This window comes from Paenirhizobium selenitireducens ATCC BAA-1503, from assembly GCF_000518785.1.
Lineage (GTDB): Bacteria > Pseudomonadota > Alphaproteobacteria > Rhizobiales > Rhizobiaceae > Allorhizobium > Allorhizobium selenitireducens.
The window spans coordinates 102,278-118,976 of sequence record NZ_JAEG01000007.1; the positions used below are offsets into that span (position 1 = coordinate 102,278).

Annotated in this window: 16 protein-coding genes; 12 read left to right on the plus strand and 4 right to left on the minus strand. The window is 62.8% G+C overall.

All coding sequences use genetic code 11. From position 1 onward, the window contains the following. Positions 1-112 precede the first annotated feature (112 nt). Both L867_RS0110215 and L867_RS0110220 read left to right on the plus strand, forming a co-directional pair. On the plus strand, positions 113-1,747 hold the full coding sequence (locus L867_RS0110215; protein WP_232363917.1) for a response regulator: 1,635 nt from the start codon (positions 113-115) through the stop codon (positions 1,745-1,747). A gap of 125 nt (positions 1,748-1,872) precedes the next feature. After that, complete coding sequence (locus tag L867_RS0110220; protein ID WP_028736792.1) at positions 1,873-3,234, plus strand: putative bifunctional diguanylate cyclase/phosphodiesterase; 1,362 nt, start codon at positions 1,873-1,875, stop codon at positions 3,232-3,234. A gap of 93 nt (positions 3,235-3,327) precedes the next feature. Here the strand turns inward: L867_RS0110220 and L867_RS0110225 are convergent, their stop codons facing one another. Together L867_RS0110225 and L867_RS0110230 are read right to left on the minus strand one after the other, a co-directional pair. Continuing rightward, positions 3,328-3,903, minus strand: a complete 576-nt coding sequence (locus L867_RS0110225) for a PRC-barrel domain-containing protein (RefSeq protein WP_028736793.1) — start codon at positions 3,901-3,903, stop codon at positions 3,328-3,330. Between the two features lie 221 nt (positions 3,904-4,124). After that, positions 4,125-5,012 (minus strand): SMP-30/gluconolactonase/LRE family protein, encoded by an 888-nt coding sequence (locus L867_RS0110230; protein WP_028736794.1) that lies wholly within the window; start codon positions 5,010-5,012, stop codon positions 4,125-4,127. A 398-nt stretch (positions 5,013-5,410) separates the two neighbouring features. Here L867_RS0110230 and L867_RS0110235 point away from each other — a divergent pair, with 398 nt between their 5' ends. Both L867_RS0110235 and L867_RS0110240 read left to right on the plus strand, forming a co-directional pair. Continuing rightward, positions 5,411-6,148, plus strand: a complete 738-nt coding sequence (locus L867_RS0110235; protein ID WP_037173084.1) for a helix-turn-helix transcriptional regulator — start codon at positions 5,411-5,413, stop codon at positions 6,146-6,148. 493 nt (positions 6,149-6,641) lie between these two features. Further along, entirely contained in the window at positions 6,642-7,799 is a 1,158-nt protein-coding gene (locus L867_RS0110240; protein WP_028736796.1) for an Mrp/NBP35 family ATP-binding protein, read from the plus strand. Between the two features lie 63 nt (positions 7,800-7,862). On the opposite strand, the gene L867_RS25005 is transcribed toward L867_RS0110240, so the two are convergent. Next, positions 7,863-8,336: an Hsp20/alpha crystallin family protein gene (locus L867_RS25005; RefSeq protein WP_037173087.1), complete on the minus strand. Its 474-nt coding sequence runs from the start codon at positions 8,334-8,336 to the stop codon at positions 7,863-7,865. Between the two features lie 259 nt (positions 8,337-8,595). Between L867_RS25005 and L867_RS0110250 the strand changes: the two genes are divergently transcribed. The 8 genes from L867_RS0110250 (at position 8,596) to L867_RS0110285 (ending at position 15,794) form a co-directional block, all read left to right on the plus strand. After that, complete coding sequence (locus tag L867_RS0110250) at positions 8,596-9,573, plus strand: magnesium transporter CorA family protein (RefSeq protein ID WP_084638515.1); 978 nt, start codon at positions 8,596-8,598, stop codon at positions 9,571-9,573. A 15-nt stretch (positions 9,574-9,588) separates the two neighbouring features. Continuing rightward, positions 9,589-11,490 (plus strand): potassium transporter Kup, encoded by a 1,902-nt coding sequence (locus L867_RS0110255; protein ID WP_028736798.1) that lies wholly within the window; start codon positions 9,589-9,591, stop codon positions 11,488-11,490. A 151-nt stretch (positions 11,491-11,641) separates the two neighbouring features. After that, positions 11,642-12,814 carry a cell wall hydrolase gene (locus L867_RS0110260; protein WP_051438918.1) on the plus strand — a complete coding sequence of 391 codons (1,173 nt, stop codon included), beginning with the start codon at positions 11,642-11,644 and terminating at the stop codon, positions 12,812-12,814. Positions 12,815-13,084: 270 nt separating this feature from the next. Beyond that, positions 13,085-13,447, plus strand: coding sequence for an AtpZ/AtpI family protein (locus L867_RS0110265; RefSeq protein WP_028736800.1), 363 nt, complete (start codon positions 13,085-13,087; stop codon positions 13,445-13,447). Positions 13,448-13,517: 70 nt separating this feature from the next. Then, the gene (locus L867_RS0110270) at positions 13,518-14,270 is read left to right on the plus strand and encodes a F0F1 ATP synthase subunit A (RefSeq protein ID WP_028736801.1); all 753 of its coding nucleotides are present in this window, start codon (positions 13,518-13,520) and stop codon (positions 14,268-14,270) included. A gap of 68 nt (positions 14,271-14,338) precedes the next feature. Further along, positions 14,339-14,566, plus strand: a complete 228-nt coding sequence (locus L867_RS0110275) for a F0F1 ATP synthase subunit C (protein WP_006466154.1) — start codon at positions 14,339-14,341, stop codon at positions 14,564-14,566. An 80-nt stretch (positions 14,567-14,646) separates the two neighbouring features. Beyond that, a complete protein-coding gene (locus tag L867_RS0110280; protein WP_028736802.1) occupies positions 14,647-15,306 on the plus strand; it encodes a F0F1 ATP synthase subunit B in 660 nt (219 codons plus the stop codon). A 2-nt stretch (positions 15,307-15,308) separates the two neighbouring features. Continuing rightward, complete coding sequence (locus tag L867_RS0110285; RefSeq protein ID WP_028736803.1) at positions 15,309-15,794, plus strand: F0F1 ATP synthase subunit B; 486 nt, start codon at positions 15,309-15,311, stop codon at positions 15,792-15,794. A 184-nt stretch (positions 15,795-15,978) separates the two neighbouring features. Here the strand turns inward: L867_RS0110285 and L867_RS0110290 are convergent, their stop codons facing one another. Next, on the minus strand, positions 15,979-16,650 hold the full coding sequence (locus L867_RS0110290; protein WP_028736804.1) for a ribonuclease HII: 672 nt from the start codon (positions 16,648-16,650) through the stop codon (positions 15,979-15,981). Positions 16,651-16,699: the final 49 nt, after the last annotated feature.

Consider the following 16,699-nt stretch of genomic DNA (forward strand, 5'->3'; position numbering starts at 1 on the left):
GGTCGCCTAACGCCCAGTGTTTCAAGACGCCAGCGTGAACGAGTGTGCACCAGTCCCCGGTGGACAGGCTGAAGAGGAATGGCGGATGGTCAGCGAGGTATCGGATGCAACGATGCAGACGACCATGCTTGACGCCGTCTCCGAAGTGCTGTCGGTGGCATTCTTCGTCTACGACCGCAACGACGAGTTGATCTATGCCAGCCGTCTGATCCGCAACTATTTTCCCGTCCCTCCCCAGTTCCTGACGCCCGGCACGCGATTGCGCGACTATCTGGGCGCGCTCTACGACACCGGTTGGCGCGGGGTCGCAACGGGCGGCAGCGGCGACACGGCCCAGAGCCGGGAAGAGTGGATCGCCGAGCATATCTCCGCCCATTGGCGCGAACGTTCCGAAGTGCAGCAATGCGACGGGCAGAACCGCTGGACCCGGCTGAACAAGCGCCGGCTTCCCTCCGGTCACGGCATCTGCGTCATTACCGACATCACCGACCAGAAGAAGCGCGAGGAGCAGTGGCGCGCCGACATGGAGCGCGTGCAACTGACCGAGGAGATCCTCGACAACCTGCCGCAGCCGGTCTTCGTCCAGGACCGCAATCTCGGCATGGTGGCGGTCAACAAGGCCTTTTGCAGTTTCATGGACATTCCGCCCGAAAGCGTTCTGGGCGGCGCGCTTGCCAGCGCTTTCCCAGACGAGATTGCCGGGCAACTGATGGGCGTCACTCGCCACGTGCTGGAGACAGGCACCTCATCGGCCATGGCGGTGGAGCTTCCGGCCGCTCCCACCGGTTCCCGTCGGGTCGTCCTTCGGAGCCAGCGGGTCGGCAAGCCGGGCCGCTATTTCATCGTCACCAGTTTTGCCGATGCCGTGGGCTCGGCATCCGAAGGCGCCGCCATCGCCACATCAGCGTCCGCGGACTACACGCCGCTGCTGCGGAACAAGGATTTGGCCCGGGCCGAGACCCATGCCCCTGCAGTCCATCAGGGGCGCAAGACGCTGCTTGTCACCTCCGATACGGATTTCGAGGCCAAGAGCCTGAAGACGCTGCAGAAACTCGGTCTCGACGCCTGCTGCGTGCGCGATGCCGTTGAGCAGGAAGCTTTCCTGAGCGTCGCCCGCTCGGTCGGTGTCGTGATCGACCTGATCGTGGTCGACACCGAAATGGACGTCAAATGCCTGGAAGTGGCCGATGACTACGACATCGGCACCATCACGCTCGACGGATTCCAGCTCGATACCGAGCTTGCCTTCCTGGTCATGGAGAAGCTGGCCGATTACGAACCGCCGGTAACACCGGACGACTGGGAGATCAGTACCGGGGAGGCGGAGCCGCGTGCCAAGCCCCCGCGTGCCGTAGCGCCGTTGGTGCTGGTCGCCGAGGACAATGACATCAACCAGATCGTCTTCTCGCAGATCCTGGAAGGTCTGGGCTACGGCTACCGCATCGCTGCGGACGGCGAGGCGATCGTGCGGCTATGCCGGGAGCTTCGGCCCGACATCGTCCTGATGGACGTCACGCTCCCCCTTCTCAACGGTTTCGAGGCGTGCCGTCGCATTCGCGAAGAGGAACGCGGCACGGGACGGAATACGCCGGTGGTCGGCGTGCTGGTCCAGGCTTTCGAGCGCGATCGTGACGAGTGCTTTGCCGCCGGGATGAACGATGTGATCCTGAAACCCCTGAGCCCGGACGCCATCGAGGCCGTTCTGGAGCGTGTAGCGCCGCAGCTGAAGGGCGTTTCGGCTGGCTGAAGGTCCTGTCAACCCCCTAAATAACGGGTTACAATCCATAGCCAACGCTCAGAAATTTCTATTATTTTTTAATGTTTGGATCTCATCCTGTAGGCCTGTGAGAGGATTCTATCCAGGATGCGCCGATGGGCTCTGCCGGAACCACATTGCCTCAGGTAAGCCAGAACGAGCTTCAGGCGATGGCCTATACCGACCAGTTGACCGGCCTCGGCAACCGGTACCGGCTGCGCGACAAGGTGCGGCTGCTGGCGGGCGAGCGGGCCGCGGATCCGGCACCCTTCACCGTGGGCATCGTCAATCTCGATGGATTCAAGCCGATCAACGACCTTTTCGGTTCGGTTGCCGGTGACGAAATACTCTGCCAGGTCGCGCATCGGCTGAAGGCCTGCGTGCCCGACGGCGCCACCGTCACGCGCCACGACGGCGACGAATTCGCCATCATCCTGCCGCTGGTTTTCGAACGGCTCGGCGCCGAGCGCACCGGGCAGATGATCAAGGACGTGCTATCGGCGCCCTATGACCTCGGCGATCGCAACGTGCGCCTGTCCGCCTCGCTTGGCTTTGCCGTCTATCCCTTTGCCGGTGCCGATTTCGAGGAGCTGATGAAAAGCGCAGAGACCGCGCTCTACCGCTCCAAGCGTCGCGGCCGTGGCCAGATCACCGTCTACTCGCGGGAGATCGCGCAGGAGATGAAGCGCGCCACGCAGCTTGAGCAGGCGCTGCGCCACGCCATCATCACCGACAATGTCGATGTGCACTTCCAGCCGATCGTCTCGCTCGCCGACAACCGCGTCGTCGGCTTCGAGGCTCTGGCCCGCTGGAACGACCCCGATCTCGGCTTCGTCTCGCCGGCGATCTTCGTGCCGCTGGCCGAGGAGCGCGGTTTCATCGACATGCTGTCGGAAACCCTGCTGCGCAAGGCGGCGGAAGCGACGCTCGCCTGGCCGCACGAACTTTTCCTGTCGTTCAATCTGTCCTCGGCCCAGCTGATGGACCCGCGCACGACCTTCAACACGCTGTCGATCCTGTCGGCGGTCGGCTTCGATCCGCGCCGCCTCGAGCTCGAGATCACCGAGACCGCGGTCATGACTTCGGCCGACACGGCGCGCCGGATCATCGGCGAGCTGCGTGAGGCGGGTATCCGCATTTCGCTCGACGACTTCGGCACGGGCCAGTCCAGTCTCGGTCGCCTGCGCGACTTCACCTTCGACAAGGTAAAGATTGACCGTGCCTTCGTCTCCGCCATCACCACCGACCGCACCTCCGAGCACATCATCAAGGCGATCGTTACGATGTGCGAAGGGCTGGATCTCGAAGTGGTGGCCGAGGGTATCGAGACGGCTTCCGAGGCCGAAAAACTCCGTCGCCTCGGCTGCGGCATGGGGCAGGGCTACTATTTCGGCAAGCCTGCCGATGCGGCAGCCACGCTGCGTTATCTCGACGAACATCATCATGAGTTCGCCCTGGTTGAACGGGCTATCGCCTGAAACGTTTCAGGTCGGTTCACCACCATAAACAACGCAAGAAGGGCGATGCCGAAGCATCGCCCTCGATGGTTTAAACACGTCCCGCGTTCCGGGTTACTTGGTAACCGTCGACGAGGTGGTGGTGTTGTCGGTCGGCACCATGGTCGAGCTCGCATCGGCCCGGGCGTCCAGCTTCTTGAACTCCGGAGCGGCCTTCAGCGTTTCGGCCGTTTCCATGGTCGTCAGGCGGAGTTCGTCCGCATCGTCGGCATCACGGGTCACGGTGATCTTGCTCATCGGAACCGCGACATCCTTTTCGCCGATGCCGAGGAAACCGCCGACACCGATCACGGCAGCGACGATGCCGCCCTTTTCTTCGATGATCAGGTCGTTGATCTCGCCGATCGAGTCATCGCCCGAGGTGTAGACCGACTGGCCGATGAAGTTGTTGGCGCTGATCTGGCTTGCGCTCTGCTCGGTCAGATAAGTGTCGGTCGTGGCAGCCATGGTCGAATTGGTGGCAGCCGGCGCGGTGTCGGTCATCGGAGCGACGGCCGGAGCTTCGGTGCCCGTGGCTGGAGCCTGGGTACCCGCGGCAGGAGCGGTCGCATCCTGTGCATGGGCAAACGGTGCGATTGCGGTGGAGCCGAGCAGCACAGCGGCGGCGAAAGCGTTGAGGGTCTTCTTCATGGTGGACCTACCTTTCCTCGAGATGGTCTTGCGAAAGACGCGGTCGGCTTGGCCCGTCTTGGATTGGGCGGAGCCGATCGCGTCGGTTCGAGAGGAAAATGCATGTCGCCGCTATTCGTTCCCGTGGCCTTGTCGGGTAAATTTTTTCCTTTGCAGGGAACAATTTTGCGTTTGGTGGTCCTATGGCGGCATTGGCCGGCTGTTGGCGCCGGCCCATTCCGTCAGAGTTTGAAGGCCGGTTCGATGCGGCCTTCGACCGCCACGCCGAGTTCGAAGGTGGCGCCAGCCAAGGGATCCGCAGCCCGTCCGGCGGCATCGAGCCCCTCCCAGCAGGACGTCACCATCAGCCGGTCGGCATCGCGTCCGAAGAACGCGGGGCAGGTCACGCGCTGTGCCGGCATGTCGTAGCGGGCAAGGTGGCGACCCTGCGCATCATATCGATCCACCCCGCCGCCGCCCCAGCGTGCATTCCAGATGTCGCCCTTGGCGTCGCAGACCGAGCCGTCGAAATCCCCCGGCCGGTCACGCCCGTCGACGAGGACGCTGGCCGCACCGGTCGGAAGGCCCGTCGCAGGGTCCAGCGGTACGCGCATCAGCGTGTTGACCCTGGAATCGACGAAGTAGCCGGTGGCACCGTCAGGCGAGAAGCAGATGGCGTTGGGAATGCTGACCTTGTCGAACAGCGTCGTTACCGTCTTGCCGGCCACATGGTAGATCGCGCCGGCGCCGGTTGCCGCCGTCTTGCCCATCGTGCCGATCCACAGCGCGCCGCAAGGATGCACCCGACCGTCATTGGAGCGGTTGCCGCGGCTCTCCGGCTCCAGTTCGCAATGGTGGCTGAGGTCGCCCGAGGCGAGGTCGCGCAGGAACAGGCCCTGGTCGGAAGCGATGAGGTGGCGACTGCCGTCGATGCGTGCGATCACGCTGCCCAGGAACGGCAGCGCATGGGCGCTCGTTGCCCCGGACGCGAGGTCGAGCCGACGCAGGCTCCGGCCGAGAATGTCGAACCACCAGAGGCAATCGAGGTCGGGATCGTAGACAGGCCCCTCCCCGAGTTCCAGCCGGGTTTCATCGAGGATCGATCCAGCAAACGAATGGTGTGACGGCATGTGGTCTCCTTCCCGTTGATCTTGCCCCGGGGCAAGCCGGCATCCGCCCCCTTGTTGACAGGGGTTTACCGTAAAATAAAGTTAGTTGCTGGACTGCACCATGTTTCTGCGGCTATGGTCCGAAGCGTCGGCAGGCTGGATTCGCGGGCGATCCGGCATGTTGGTCTACCGCAATCGATATGACTCTTCCATTGTGTGTCAACAAAGTTTGGTCGCGACGTTTCACGCGACATGCGGAAGAGTTGTCTGACGATTGTCATTTGTGGTTCGATTGTGTTTCAGGGGGAAGCGGCCCAGCGGCGACGGACACGCCTTCGATTGAAGTCGAGGTCCTGGCCTGCTGTCGGTAGAATTTGCCGCTTGTCGATTCTGGGGCTTTGCGAAGAAAAAACTATACGATGAGCGTGATTGAGACTGACGGCACCAACCGCATTGCGGACTACGTCGCCGACATTGGTGGATTCAAGACCCAGTTCGATGTCTTCCGTTTCATGAAGCGGCTGACAGAGCACTATGGCGCGCGTGCGTTCATGGTGCTGAACCTGCCGTCGGCGACGTCGCTCGATCTGTCGAGCAACTCGATCATCACCAACTGGCCGGCCGACCTCATCGCCGAGTATGACCAGGTCGCCCTCTTGTCCTCCAGCCCCATCCTGATCCGCCTGCGGACGGCGACGGCACCGTTTACCTTTGACATCGAGCATGTCGCCAAGCAGCGTGATGCCCGCACGACCGAGATCTCTAAGTCGATGTTCGAGCGTTACCGCATGCCGCGCGGTGCCTATTTCCCGGTCCATGACGCCTCGGGCATGCGGGGCGCCGTGTCCTTTGCCGGCGACCGGGCGACGTTTTCGCCCACCGAGATGATGGAGCTGATGTACCTGTCGATCCATGTCTACAATCGGCTGGCCGAGATCCGCGAACTCGACAACCGCGCGACCGACATGCTGACCGAGCGGGAAATCGATTGCCTGAACTGGACCGCCGCCGGCAAGACCAGCGTCGAGATCGCCGAGATCCTGGGGCTGTCCGAGCACACCATCAACCACTACCTCAACCGCGCCACCAAGAAGCTCGATACCGTGAACCGCACGCAGGCGGTCGCGAAGGCACTGCGGCTCGGGCTGATCAAGTAAGACCGGTTCCCGAATTCAACAGGCTTTTCAGATTTTCGCCTGTTTTCCTGCGGGCCGTCCGCGGCAGCGTCTGCCTCAAATTTGTTCTTCCGGCTGTTGCTGCGCCCAAAACAAGGGCAGAGGATTCCGGGCCTTCAACAGGCTTTGACCCATCGGCATGATATCCCGTTGAAATAATAAGAAAAACGTCGGAAAGGCGAGTCTGGCACGGTTTCTGCATTGATAGAAACAAGTCCAGAGGGGACGTTGCAAGTCACCTGAAAAAGGTGCGGCAAGGGAAGCCGTCGTCGAAAATGTCTGCCACTCCGGACATTATTGGCGGCGGTTTTCTTTTCTTTCACTGATATCCAACGGGCAGCGACCGCTGCCGCCCGGTCTTTCCGCCGCAGGTCGGGCAGTCCCTGCGCGCGCTTTTCCGGTTGGCGAACCCGTCCCGGTCCACTATCTAGGGCTCAGTCGGCTCCCCAGCGGAGCGGAACTCTGAGAGGGTGGAATGAGCGCAGTCACGAGAGAGCAGGTTCTGGAGACGCTGAAGGCCGTTCGCGGTCCCGATTTCGAGGGCGATATCATAGCTCTCGGCATGGTCTCCGATGTCTTCATCTCCGACGGAAAGGTGTATTTTTCCATCACCGTTCCCGCCGAGCGCGCCAACGAACTCGAGCCGCTGCGCCAAGCCGCCGAACGGGCGGTCAAGGCGATGCCCGGCGTCAAGGGCGCTCTGGTCAGCCTGACCGCCGAACGCAAGGCAGGGGCCGCACCCGCGGCAAAGCCGCAGCCGGCAGCGCAGGGCCATTCGCATTCCCATTCCCATGCGCCGGCCCAGGCGCCTTCGGGCCAGCGCCCGGCCAAGCAGAACATTCCCGGCATCGGGGCGATCATTGCGGTTGCCTCCGGCAAGGGCGGCGTCGGCAAGTCGACGACGGCGGTGAACCTTGCACTGGCCATGAAGGCCAACGGCCTCAAGGTCGGCATTCTCGATGCCGACGTCTACGGCCCGTCCATGCCGCGCCTGATGGGCATCTCCGGCCGGCCGCAGCAGATCGAGAACCGCATCATCGTGCCGATGGAAAATTACGGCATCAAGGTCATGTCGATGGGCTTCCTGGTCGACGAGGGCACGGCGATGATCTGGCGCGGTCCGATGGTCCAGTCGGCGCTGATGCAGATGCTGCGCGAAGTCGCCTGGGGCGATCTCGACGTGCTGGTGGTCGACATGCCGCCGGGAACCGGCGATGCGCAGTTGACCATGGCCCAGCAGGTGCCGCTGTCCGGCGCCGTGATCGTCTCGACGCCGCAGGATCTGGCGCTGATCGATGCGCGCAAGGGACTCAATATGTTCAACAAGGTCGAGGTACCCGTCCTCGGCATCGTCGAGAACATGAGCTATTTCATCGCCCCGGACACGGGCGCGCGCTACGACATCTTCGGTCATGGCGGGGCGCGGGCGGAGGCCGAACGGATCGGCGTGCCCTTCCTCGGCGAGGTGCCGCTGACCATCGCCATTCGCGAGACGTCGGATGCGGGAACCCCGGTCGTGGTTTCCGATCCGCAGGGGCCGCAGGCCAGAGTTTATCGCGAAATTGCCGAGAAGGTATGGGCGCAGGTGCAGGCGCGCTCCGGGCGGGCAGCCCCTTCGATCGTCTTCGAGTAGGCGCGACAGCGAAAGAATCGACCGCCGCCCCGGGCGGAAAGGGCGGCGGGATAGCGCGATCCTTTATTGTTTTTCGATCGCGACCTTGCGTTCCGCCGGAACAGTGCCCGGCTTTTTCGGCATGGTGATGGTCAACACGCCCTTGTCGAACGTGGCGGTGACTGCAGCGTCGTCGACGCTCGCCGGCAGGCTCATCGAGCGCTGGAAGCTGCCATAGCGCCGCTCGACGACATGGAAATTGTCCTTGTCGTCCTTCTTTTCCATCTTCTTCTCGCCCTTGAGGCTCAGCACGCCCTTCTGGATCGAGATGTCGATATCGTCTTCGGCAATTCCGGGAAGCTCGGCGGTCAACAGGATCTGGTCGTCCTTCTCGACAACGTCGATTGACGGCGCAAGGAAGCCATCGCCTTCGGATGCGGAGAGCAGCTTGTTCTTGCCGAAGAAGTTCTCAACAACCTGATCCATTTCCTTGCGCAAATCGGCGAAGGGATTGTCGGACCACAGGCTGGGAAGAATATTTGGTGACTTGTTTGCCATGATATCCTCACAGGTGTTGATGTCCCGATGGCCGGAACAGCCAGGATACTAGTGTCGTTGGCTAGCCTCGCCTTGATTGGAGTCAACCCTGGCATTTGGTCGGAGCCATCTACATGCGCCCGGAGAGAAGGCGATAACACGCCCCTGTGCCCTGCCGCCGCCGTAACAAGGCTCTTGCATTTTTCGGCGGCGAGGTGTTTGGTCGCCCGCTGTGACCAGCAGCGGCCGTGACACGGGGCGCCATGAGAGTGTTTCGAATTTGATCAAGGCCTACCGACCCGACGGAACGGTGGAACTCATCCTCGCGAGTGATCCGCGCGCCTCGCTCGATTCCGCTATCCTTTGGCTCGATCTCGTCAATCCCGACCGCGCCGAGGAAGCACTCGCAGAGCGGCTTCTCGGAATCCCGTTGCCGACCCGCGACGACCTGAAGGACATCGAACCGTCCAGCCGACTTTATGTCGAGGATTCTGTCGTATTCATGACCGGCTCTCTGGTCTACCACGTCGAGACCGACCTTCCGGAACTGACCGACGTGGCTTTCATCCTCAGCGACAACCGTCTCATCACCATCCGCTATGCCGAACCACGGGCATTCGCCTTGTTCAGTGCAGCACTTCTGCGGGTCCCCGGCAAGTACCAGACCGGCGCGGAAATGATGGCCCGCCTGCTCGAGACCGTCGTCGACCGGACGGCGGAAGTGCTGGAGATCGCGGTTGCCCGTCTCGACGCCCTGTCGGCCGAGGTCTTCGTCGACAGCAAGGCGGCGAAGCGCCGACCTCCCCGTTTCCTCGAGGACAAGCTGCTCGACATTGCGAGCCACCATCGCCTGGTGAGCAAGGCGCGCGACAGCCTGATGTCGCTGTCGCGTCTGGCCACGTTCCTCCGCTCGCTGCCGCTGATCCGCAAGGATCACGAGGCCGACGAACTGTGCCGGATCGTTGCCCACGACATCCAGTCGCTGTCGGAGCATGCCAGCTTCGTTTCGAACAACATCACATTCCTGCTCGACGCCTCGCTGGGGCTAATCAATGTCGAGCAGAATGCCATCATCAAGATCTTCTCGATCGCGTCCGTCGTCTTCCTGCCGCCGACCCTGGTCGCGTCGATCTACGGGATGAACTTCGAGTTCATGCCGGAACTGCACTGGCAGTTCGGCTACGCGCTTGCCATTGGCGCGATGCTGCTGTCGGCGATCATCCCATTCCTCTTCTTTCGCTGGAAAGGCTGGCTCTGAGAAGCCAGATGTCCCATGGCCCAAGAAACCTCTGAAATTCCGGAAGCACCCAAGGATTTCCGCAGCCTCGTCTGGCTGAGCCTCGGCTCGGTCGGCGTCGTCTACGGCGACATCGGCACCAGCCCGCTCTACGCCTTCCGCGAGGCGCTGAAGCCGATCGCCGACGGCGGCATCGAGCGCGAGGAGATCATCGGCCTGATCTCGCTGATCATCTGGACGCTCACCATCATCGTGACGCTCAAATATGTGCTCTTCCTTCTCAGGGCCGACAACGACGGGGAGGGCGGCACGCTCTCGCTTCTGGCGCTCCTGTCGAAGAAGGTCGGTAGCCACGGCTCGGTACTGATGATCCTTGGACTGATCGGCGCCGCTCTGTTCCTCGGGGATTCGATGATCACCCCGGCGCTCTCCGTTCTCTCTGCGGTCGAGGGTCTGAAGCTCGTGACGCCCGATCTGGAAAGCTTCGTCGTGCCGATTTCGGTCGGCATCCTGATCGGGATCTTCGCCGTGCAGTCGCACGGAACGGGCGCCGTCGCGAAATTCTTCGGACCGATCACTGCCGTATGGTTCATCGTTATGGCGCTTGGCGGCGTCGTCCATATCGCCGACGACTTCGGCATCCTCGCCGCCTTCAATCCGTGGCACGCCGTCAGCTTCCTGCTGCGCGAGGGCTTTCTCGGCATCATCGTGCTCGGCGCCGTCTTCCTGACCGTGACCGGTGCCGAGGCACTCTATGCCGACCTTGGCCATTTCGGCCGCCGGCCGATCCAGTGGGCCTGGTTCGCGCTGGTATTCCCCGCCCTGGTGCTCAACTACCTGGGGCAGGGGGCGCTGGTGATGCAACACCCCGAGGCCGCTTCCGATCCGTTCTTCCTGATGTTTCCGGAATGGGCGCTGCTGCCGGTCGTCGTGCTGGCGACGGCTGCCACCATCATTGCCAGCCAGGCGGTGATCACCGGTGCCTTCTCGCTGGTGCGCCAGGCGATCCATCTCGGCTTCCTGCCGCGCATGCAAATCCTCTTCACCTCGGAAACCCATACCGGGCAGATCTACCTGCCGACCGTGAATGCCCTTCTGCTGTTTGGTGTTCTGGCGCTCGTCCTGCTGTTCCAGAGCTCCGAGGCGCTGGCGACGGCCTATGGCATCTCCGTGACCGGGGCCATGGTGGTCACCACGATCATGGCCTTCAGCTTCGTCCGCACCCGCTGGAACTGGAGCATCACGACGTCGATCGTCCTGCTGCTGCCGCTCTTCCTGCTCGAACTGGTGTTCCTCGGCGCCAATATGCTCAAGGTGCATGACGGCGGCTATGTGCCCGTGCTGTTTGCCGGCGGCTTCACCGTGGTGATGTGGACCTGGCGGCGCGGCACCGCGATTCTCTTTGCCAAGACCCGCCATGCCGACGTGCCGCTGGCCTCCTTCATCGCCTCGATCGAGAAGAAGAGCGAGCACGCGCCGGTGAGCGTCGCCGGCACGGCGATCTTCCTGACCAGCGACCCGGAAACGGCCCCGGCCGCCCTGCTGCACAATCTCAAGCACAACCACGTCATCCACGAGCGCAACATCATCCTCACCATCAAGACGGTGAACCGCCCGCGGGCGACCGAGGCAGAGCGCTTCGTGGTGGAACAGCTGTCCGAGCGCTTCTCGCGCGTCGAGATCCGCTTCGGCTTCATGGAGAACCAGAACGTCTCGAAGGCGCTGGCCAATCTGCGGCGCGGCGGCCTGAAGTTCGACATCATGTCGACCTCATTCTATCTCGGCCGGCGCAAGCTGGTTCCGGATGCGAAATCCGGCATGCCCTATTGGCAGGATCGCCTCTACATCACGCTCGCCAACACGGCGACCGACCCGTCGGACTATTTCCGCCTGCCGGCCAACCGCGTCGTCGAATTGGGTTCCCACGTCATTATCTAACGGGATAGTCCTGGTGACCCGAAAGCCGCCGTGTCCCGGCGGCTTTTTTTTGTGCCCTGCCGCGCCACGAAAAGCAGGTCCATTAACCAAGCATCAAGGTTAATGCCGGATATTTCTCTAATATAGCCGTTGTAACGTATGGAGTACCGGTTTGCGTTCGAGAAGCCGTCTGCTGAAGCTGTCCGTCTTGCGTCTGGAAAAGTGGACATCGCCTGTGGTCTTTGGCCTCGTGTCATGGCTTGCCTTCCCGTCCATCGCCGCCCAGGCGGACCTCGCGGGCCTGATCACCGGCAACGACCGGGGCAGCAGCAACTGGCGCATGGTGCTGACCGCCTCTCCGGCAGGCTCCATCCATCAGGCGCAGCTCGCCTTTTCCGACACCGAAGCCTCGTCCGCGCTCAGCAAGGACAGCGGCATCCTGCTCCCCGACGGCCGCAAGATCGCACTTGACGGCGGCAAGACCGAAGCCGACCCGCTGCCGGACGAGGACCGCGTGACCCGCAGCCTGAAGAAGGGCAGGGTACTCGCCGTGGAGGCGATGCAGCCGCCCAAGGCCTTCTCGGCGGGTTCGGTGCTGAAGCGCACCTCCTCGCTGATGGATCCGAAGGAGACGCCCGCCGAACTCACCGCATTCGTCCGTTCCAGGGCCAAGCCGGTCGAACTCGCGGCCTTCTATTTCAAGAAGCCGGAACCAGCCGCGGATATCGGCGTGCCGCCCATGCTCGCTTCGCTCGTCACCAACCGCCAGGCAGATGTGCTGGCGACCGCCTACGCCCCGGCCGAACCGGATTTCGCCAGCGTTTCGCCATTCGATGCCGTCCTGACGAAGAAGCCCGAGTCCGGCCGCTTCGTCCCGACGATCGGACCGAACGACCATGCCTGGGCGGCGAGCGTGCTGCCGCCGTCAGTCTTCTCCGCCCGCGAGCAGCAATGCCTCGCCTCGGGCATCTATTTCGAATCGCGCGGCGAATCGGTCAAGGGCCAGGCGGCCGTCGCCCAGGTCATCCTCAACCGCGTGCGCAATCCGGCCTATCCCGACACGATCTGCGGTGTGGTCTACCAGAACGAGGATTGGCGCAACCGCTGCCAGTTCTCCTTCGCCTGCGACAACATCAAGGATCGGGTGAACTCCCAGCACCACTGGAAAGTCGCCCGCGAAGTGGCGCTCGCCGTCACCGCCGGCAAGATCTGGCTGAAGGAAGTCGGCTCCTCCACGCACTACCATGCCGTCTATGTTCGTCCGGGCTGGGCCCGCACGATGAAGAAGGTCGGCCGCATCGGCCTGCACGTCTTCTATCGCACCTATGGCGGCGGCTGGAGCTGATCCCCAGCCAAATGACCGCGCTCCCTGCGACCATTGGCGGGGTTTTCCCGCCAAGTGCCCCCCAAGATTCGGCGCTTTCAACTTAAGTCTATGATTTTCCCCGGTTAATTTGTGGTGAAACTTGCCCTTCGTATGCCTTGACTATGGGGGCTCTCAAAATTATGGTGCGCGCGACTTCAAGACGGGCTGGAAGGGTTCAAATCCTGCCGTATCTACATTGCTGTCGGGCCAAGCGCGGTCCGGAGAAACGCAGAACGGACGGAGGGAACCATGACCGATAACCGCGAAGAGGGTCTGGAAGAGCGTCGCAGGCGCCTGGCTGCCGAACTGGCGGTCAAGGGTGTCGAGACGAGGGGTGAAAAAGCCGCCGACGAGCGGGCCGAGCAGAACCGGAAAGGTTATGCCGAGGCCATGAAGCTCTCGAGCGAATTTATCTCCGCCGTCGTTGTTGGTGCGATCCTGGGCTATCTTTTCGACCGTTTTGTCGGTACTGCGCCCTGGGGCATGATCGTGCTCCTGTTACTCGGGTTCTGTGCCGGTGTTTTGAACGTGCTGAGGACTGCGGGCAAGGTGGCGTCGCCCCATCCGGCGGACCGCGGCACGAAGGCAGAGAATAAGCGCGACGCCGGCTGATCAGGGCCGCGAAGTGCTACACAGGCAGACCTCCGCTTGCGGGCGGACTAAAAGCGAAAGAGACCAGACGGTGTCAAACGATCCGACTCATCAGTTCCAGATCCAGAAGATTGTTCCGATCGAGATCGGCGGGATTGATTTTTCGTTCACCAATGCTTCGCTGTTCATGGTCGCAACGGTCGCCTGCGCTTCCGCCTTCCTCTACTTCTCGACCTCCAGCCGCGGCCTGATCCCGACCCGCGCCCAGTCGGTCGCCGAAATGTCCTATGAATTCATCGCCTCGATGCTGCGCGAAGGCGCCGGCAGCCACGGCATGAAGTTCTTCCCCATGGTCTTCTCGCTGTTCATGTTCGTGCTGACCGCGAACCTGCTCGGCATGATGCCCTACTTCTTCACCATCACCAGCCAGATCGTCGTCACCTTCGCACTGGCGATCTTCGTCATCGGTACCGTGCTGGTTTATGGTTTCATGAAGCACGGCTTCGGCTTCCTCAAGCTGTTCGTGCCCTCGGGCGTGCCGGGAGCCCTGCTGCTGCTCGTCGTGCCGATCGAAGTGATCTCGTTCCTGTCGCGTCCGATCTCGCTCTCCATTCGTCTGTTCGCCAACATGCTGGCCGGACATATTACGCTCAAGGTGTTCGCAGGCTTCGTCGCCTCGCTCGGAACCCTGGGTGCGCTGGGCATTGGCGGCGCCATTCTGCCCCTGATCATGACCGTCGCTCTGACGGGTCTCGAGTTCCTCGTCGCCTTCCTGCAGGCTTATGTCTTTGCGGTACTGACTTGCATGTACCTCAACGACGCAATTCACCCTGGCGGGCACTAAGGATCACCGACATTGACGTCTGAAGACGTCAGTCATTCGCCGCAACAACCATTCTAAGGAGATCAATCATGGAAGCGGAAGCAGCAAAGTACATCGGCGCAGGTCTGGCTTGCTTTGGTATGGCCGGCACGGCTCTCGGCCTCGGCAACATCTTCGGCAACTACCTGTCCGGCGCTCTGCGCAATCCGTCTGCCGCTGACAGCCAGTTCGGCCGTCTGGTATTCGGCTTCGCCGTTACGGAAGCTCTGGGCATCTTCTCGCTGCTCATCGCTCTCCTCCTCCTGTTCGCCGTCTAATACCGGCCGGGTTCTGGGGTCACGGCTCGCCCTGAGGCGGCCGTGATCCTTCGCATTTGAGAATACACCTGGAGGTGAGCATGTTTGTGACCCCCGCCTTTGCCGAGGAAACTCCGGCGCAGGGCCAGACCCATACGGGAGAGGCTCCGGCACAGGGCCAGATCCACACGGAAGAGGCTCCGGCACAGGGCCAAGTCCACACGGAGACCGGCGTCGCCCACGACGCAGGACATGGTGGAGGCGTTTTCCCGCCGTTCGACCAGTCTACCTATGCATCCCAGCTGCTCTGGCTGGTGATCACGTTCGGTCTTTTCTACGTGCTCATGCAGAAGGTCATCGTGCCGCGCGTTGGTGGCATCCTGGAAAACCGGCATGACCGGATCGCCCAGGACCTCGACGAGGCCGCCCGGCTGAAGTCCGAGGCCGATACCGCCATTGAAACATACGAGCGCGAGCTCGCTGCTGCCAGGGCGAAAGCCGGGCAGATCGCAGCGACCGCGCGCGACAGCGCCAAGGCCAAGGCCGACGCCGAGCGGACCGCCGTCGAAGCGGAACTTGCCGGCAAGGTCGCAGCAGCCGAGGCCCGCATCGCCGAGATCAAGGCAAAGGCTTTCGCCGAAGTCGATACCATCGCCGTCGATACGGTCGGTTCGATCGTCGAGCAGCTGATCGGCACGAAGGCAACCGCCGCCGACATCAAGGCCGCCGTTAGCGGCGTCGCCGGCAAGCAGGGGGCTTGAACATGCAATTCGACGCAACATTCTTCGCCTTCGTCGGCCTTCTCCTGTTCTTCGCCCTGATCGTCTATCTCAAGGTTCCGGGCATGGTGGCGAAGTCGCTCGACGCCCGCGCCGACAAGATTCGTGACGAACTGGCCGAAGCCAAGCGCCTGCGCGAGGAAGCCCAGCACGTTCTGGCCGAATACCAGCGCAAACGTAAGGAAGCCGAAGCGGAAGCAGCAGGCATCGTTGCCGCTGCCGAACGCGAGGCTGCCATGCTGACGGCGGAAGCCAAGCAGAAGACCGAAGAGTTCGTGGCGCGCCGCAATGCGCTCTCCGAGCAGAAGATCAAGCAGGCCGAGACGGAAGCCGTCAACGCCGTGCGCTCGGCAGCCGTCGATCTGGCGATTGCCGCCGCCGAAGCGGTGCTTGCCAAGAAGACCGATGCGGCCGTGCAGGACAGCCTGTTCAAGGGCGCGCTGGGCGAGGTCAAGGCCCGCCTCAACTGAGGTTGCCGATCATCTTGAGTGTTTGAGAAGCCGGGCCGAAACGCCCGGCTTTTTCTTTGCCGGTCCTGTGCCCACCGCGCCGTCTGTGGTGTCTTTCAAGGCAAGGCAAGGCAAGGCAAGGCAAGGCAAGGGCAGTGTGGCGAAGCGCAGTGGCGACGATGGCCGACACCTCACCGGCGCGCCGCTACTCCTGGCCGACCCCGCCGTCGATGCGCAGGGGTCTGAAGCTCATGCGGTGCAGGATGCAGGGGCCATGCACGGCGATGGCCGCCCTGTGGCGCTCGGTGCCGTATCCGGCATGGCTGTCGAAACCGTAGGCGGGGTAGACGAGGCCGGCGCGGGCCATCATCCGATCGCGGGTGACCTTGGCTATGATCGAGGCGGCGGCGATCGACAACGAACGCGAATCGCCCTTGACCACGGCCTTGCCCGAGCAGATCAGCCCATCCGGCACGTCGCGTCCGTCGGCCAGCACATGCAGCGGCGGCAGAGCGAGCCCCGCCACGGCCCGGCGCATGGCGTCGAGGCTCGCCTTGCGGATGTCGCTGGCGTCGATGTGGCGGGGCGAGGAGGAGGCAATGGAGACCGTGGCGGTGCCGAGGATCGCCTCGAACAGGCGCTCGCGATGCGCGGCGGTCAGCTTCTTCGAATCGTTGAGCCCTTCGGGGATGTTCGCTTCGTCGAGAATGACTGCCGCGGCAACGACGGGACCGGCAAGCGGTCCCCGCCCGGCCTCATCCGTGCCGGCGACGGGAAAGAAGCCGCGCCTGGCCGCCAGCCTCTCGAACTCGAAATCGGGGCCGGCCGGCAGGTCGGCGAAAAAACTCGGAGAATCGGGTGGCGTGCGAGATTTCATGCGGCAGAAATCGCACGCGCACCCGATCTCCTGCAAGTCCCCGGCATCG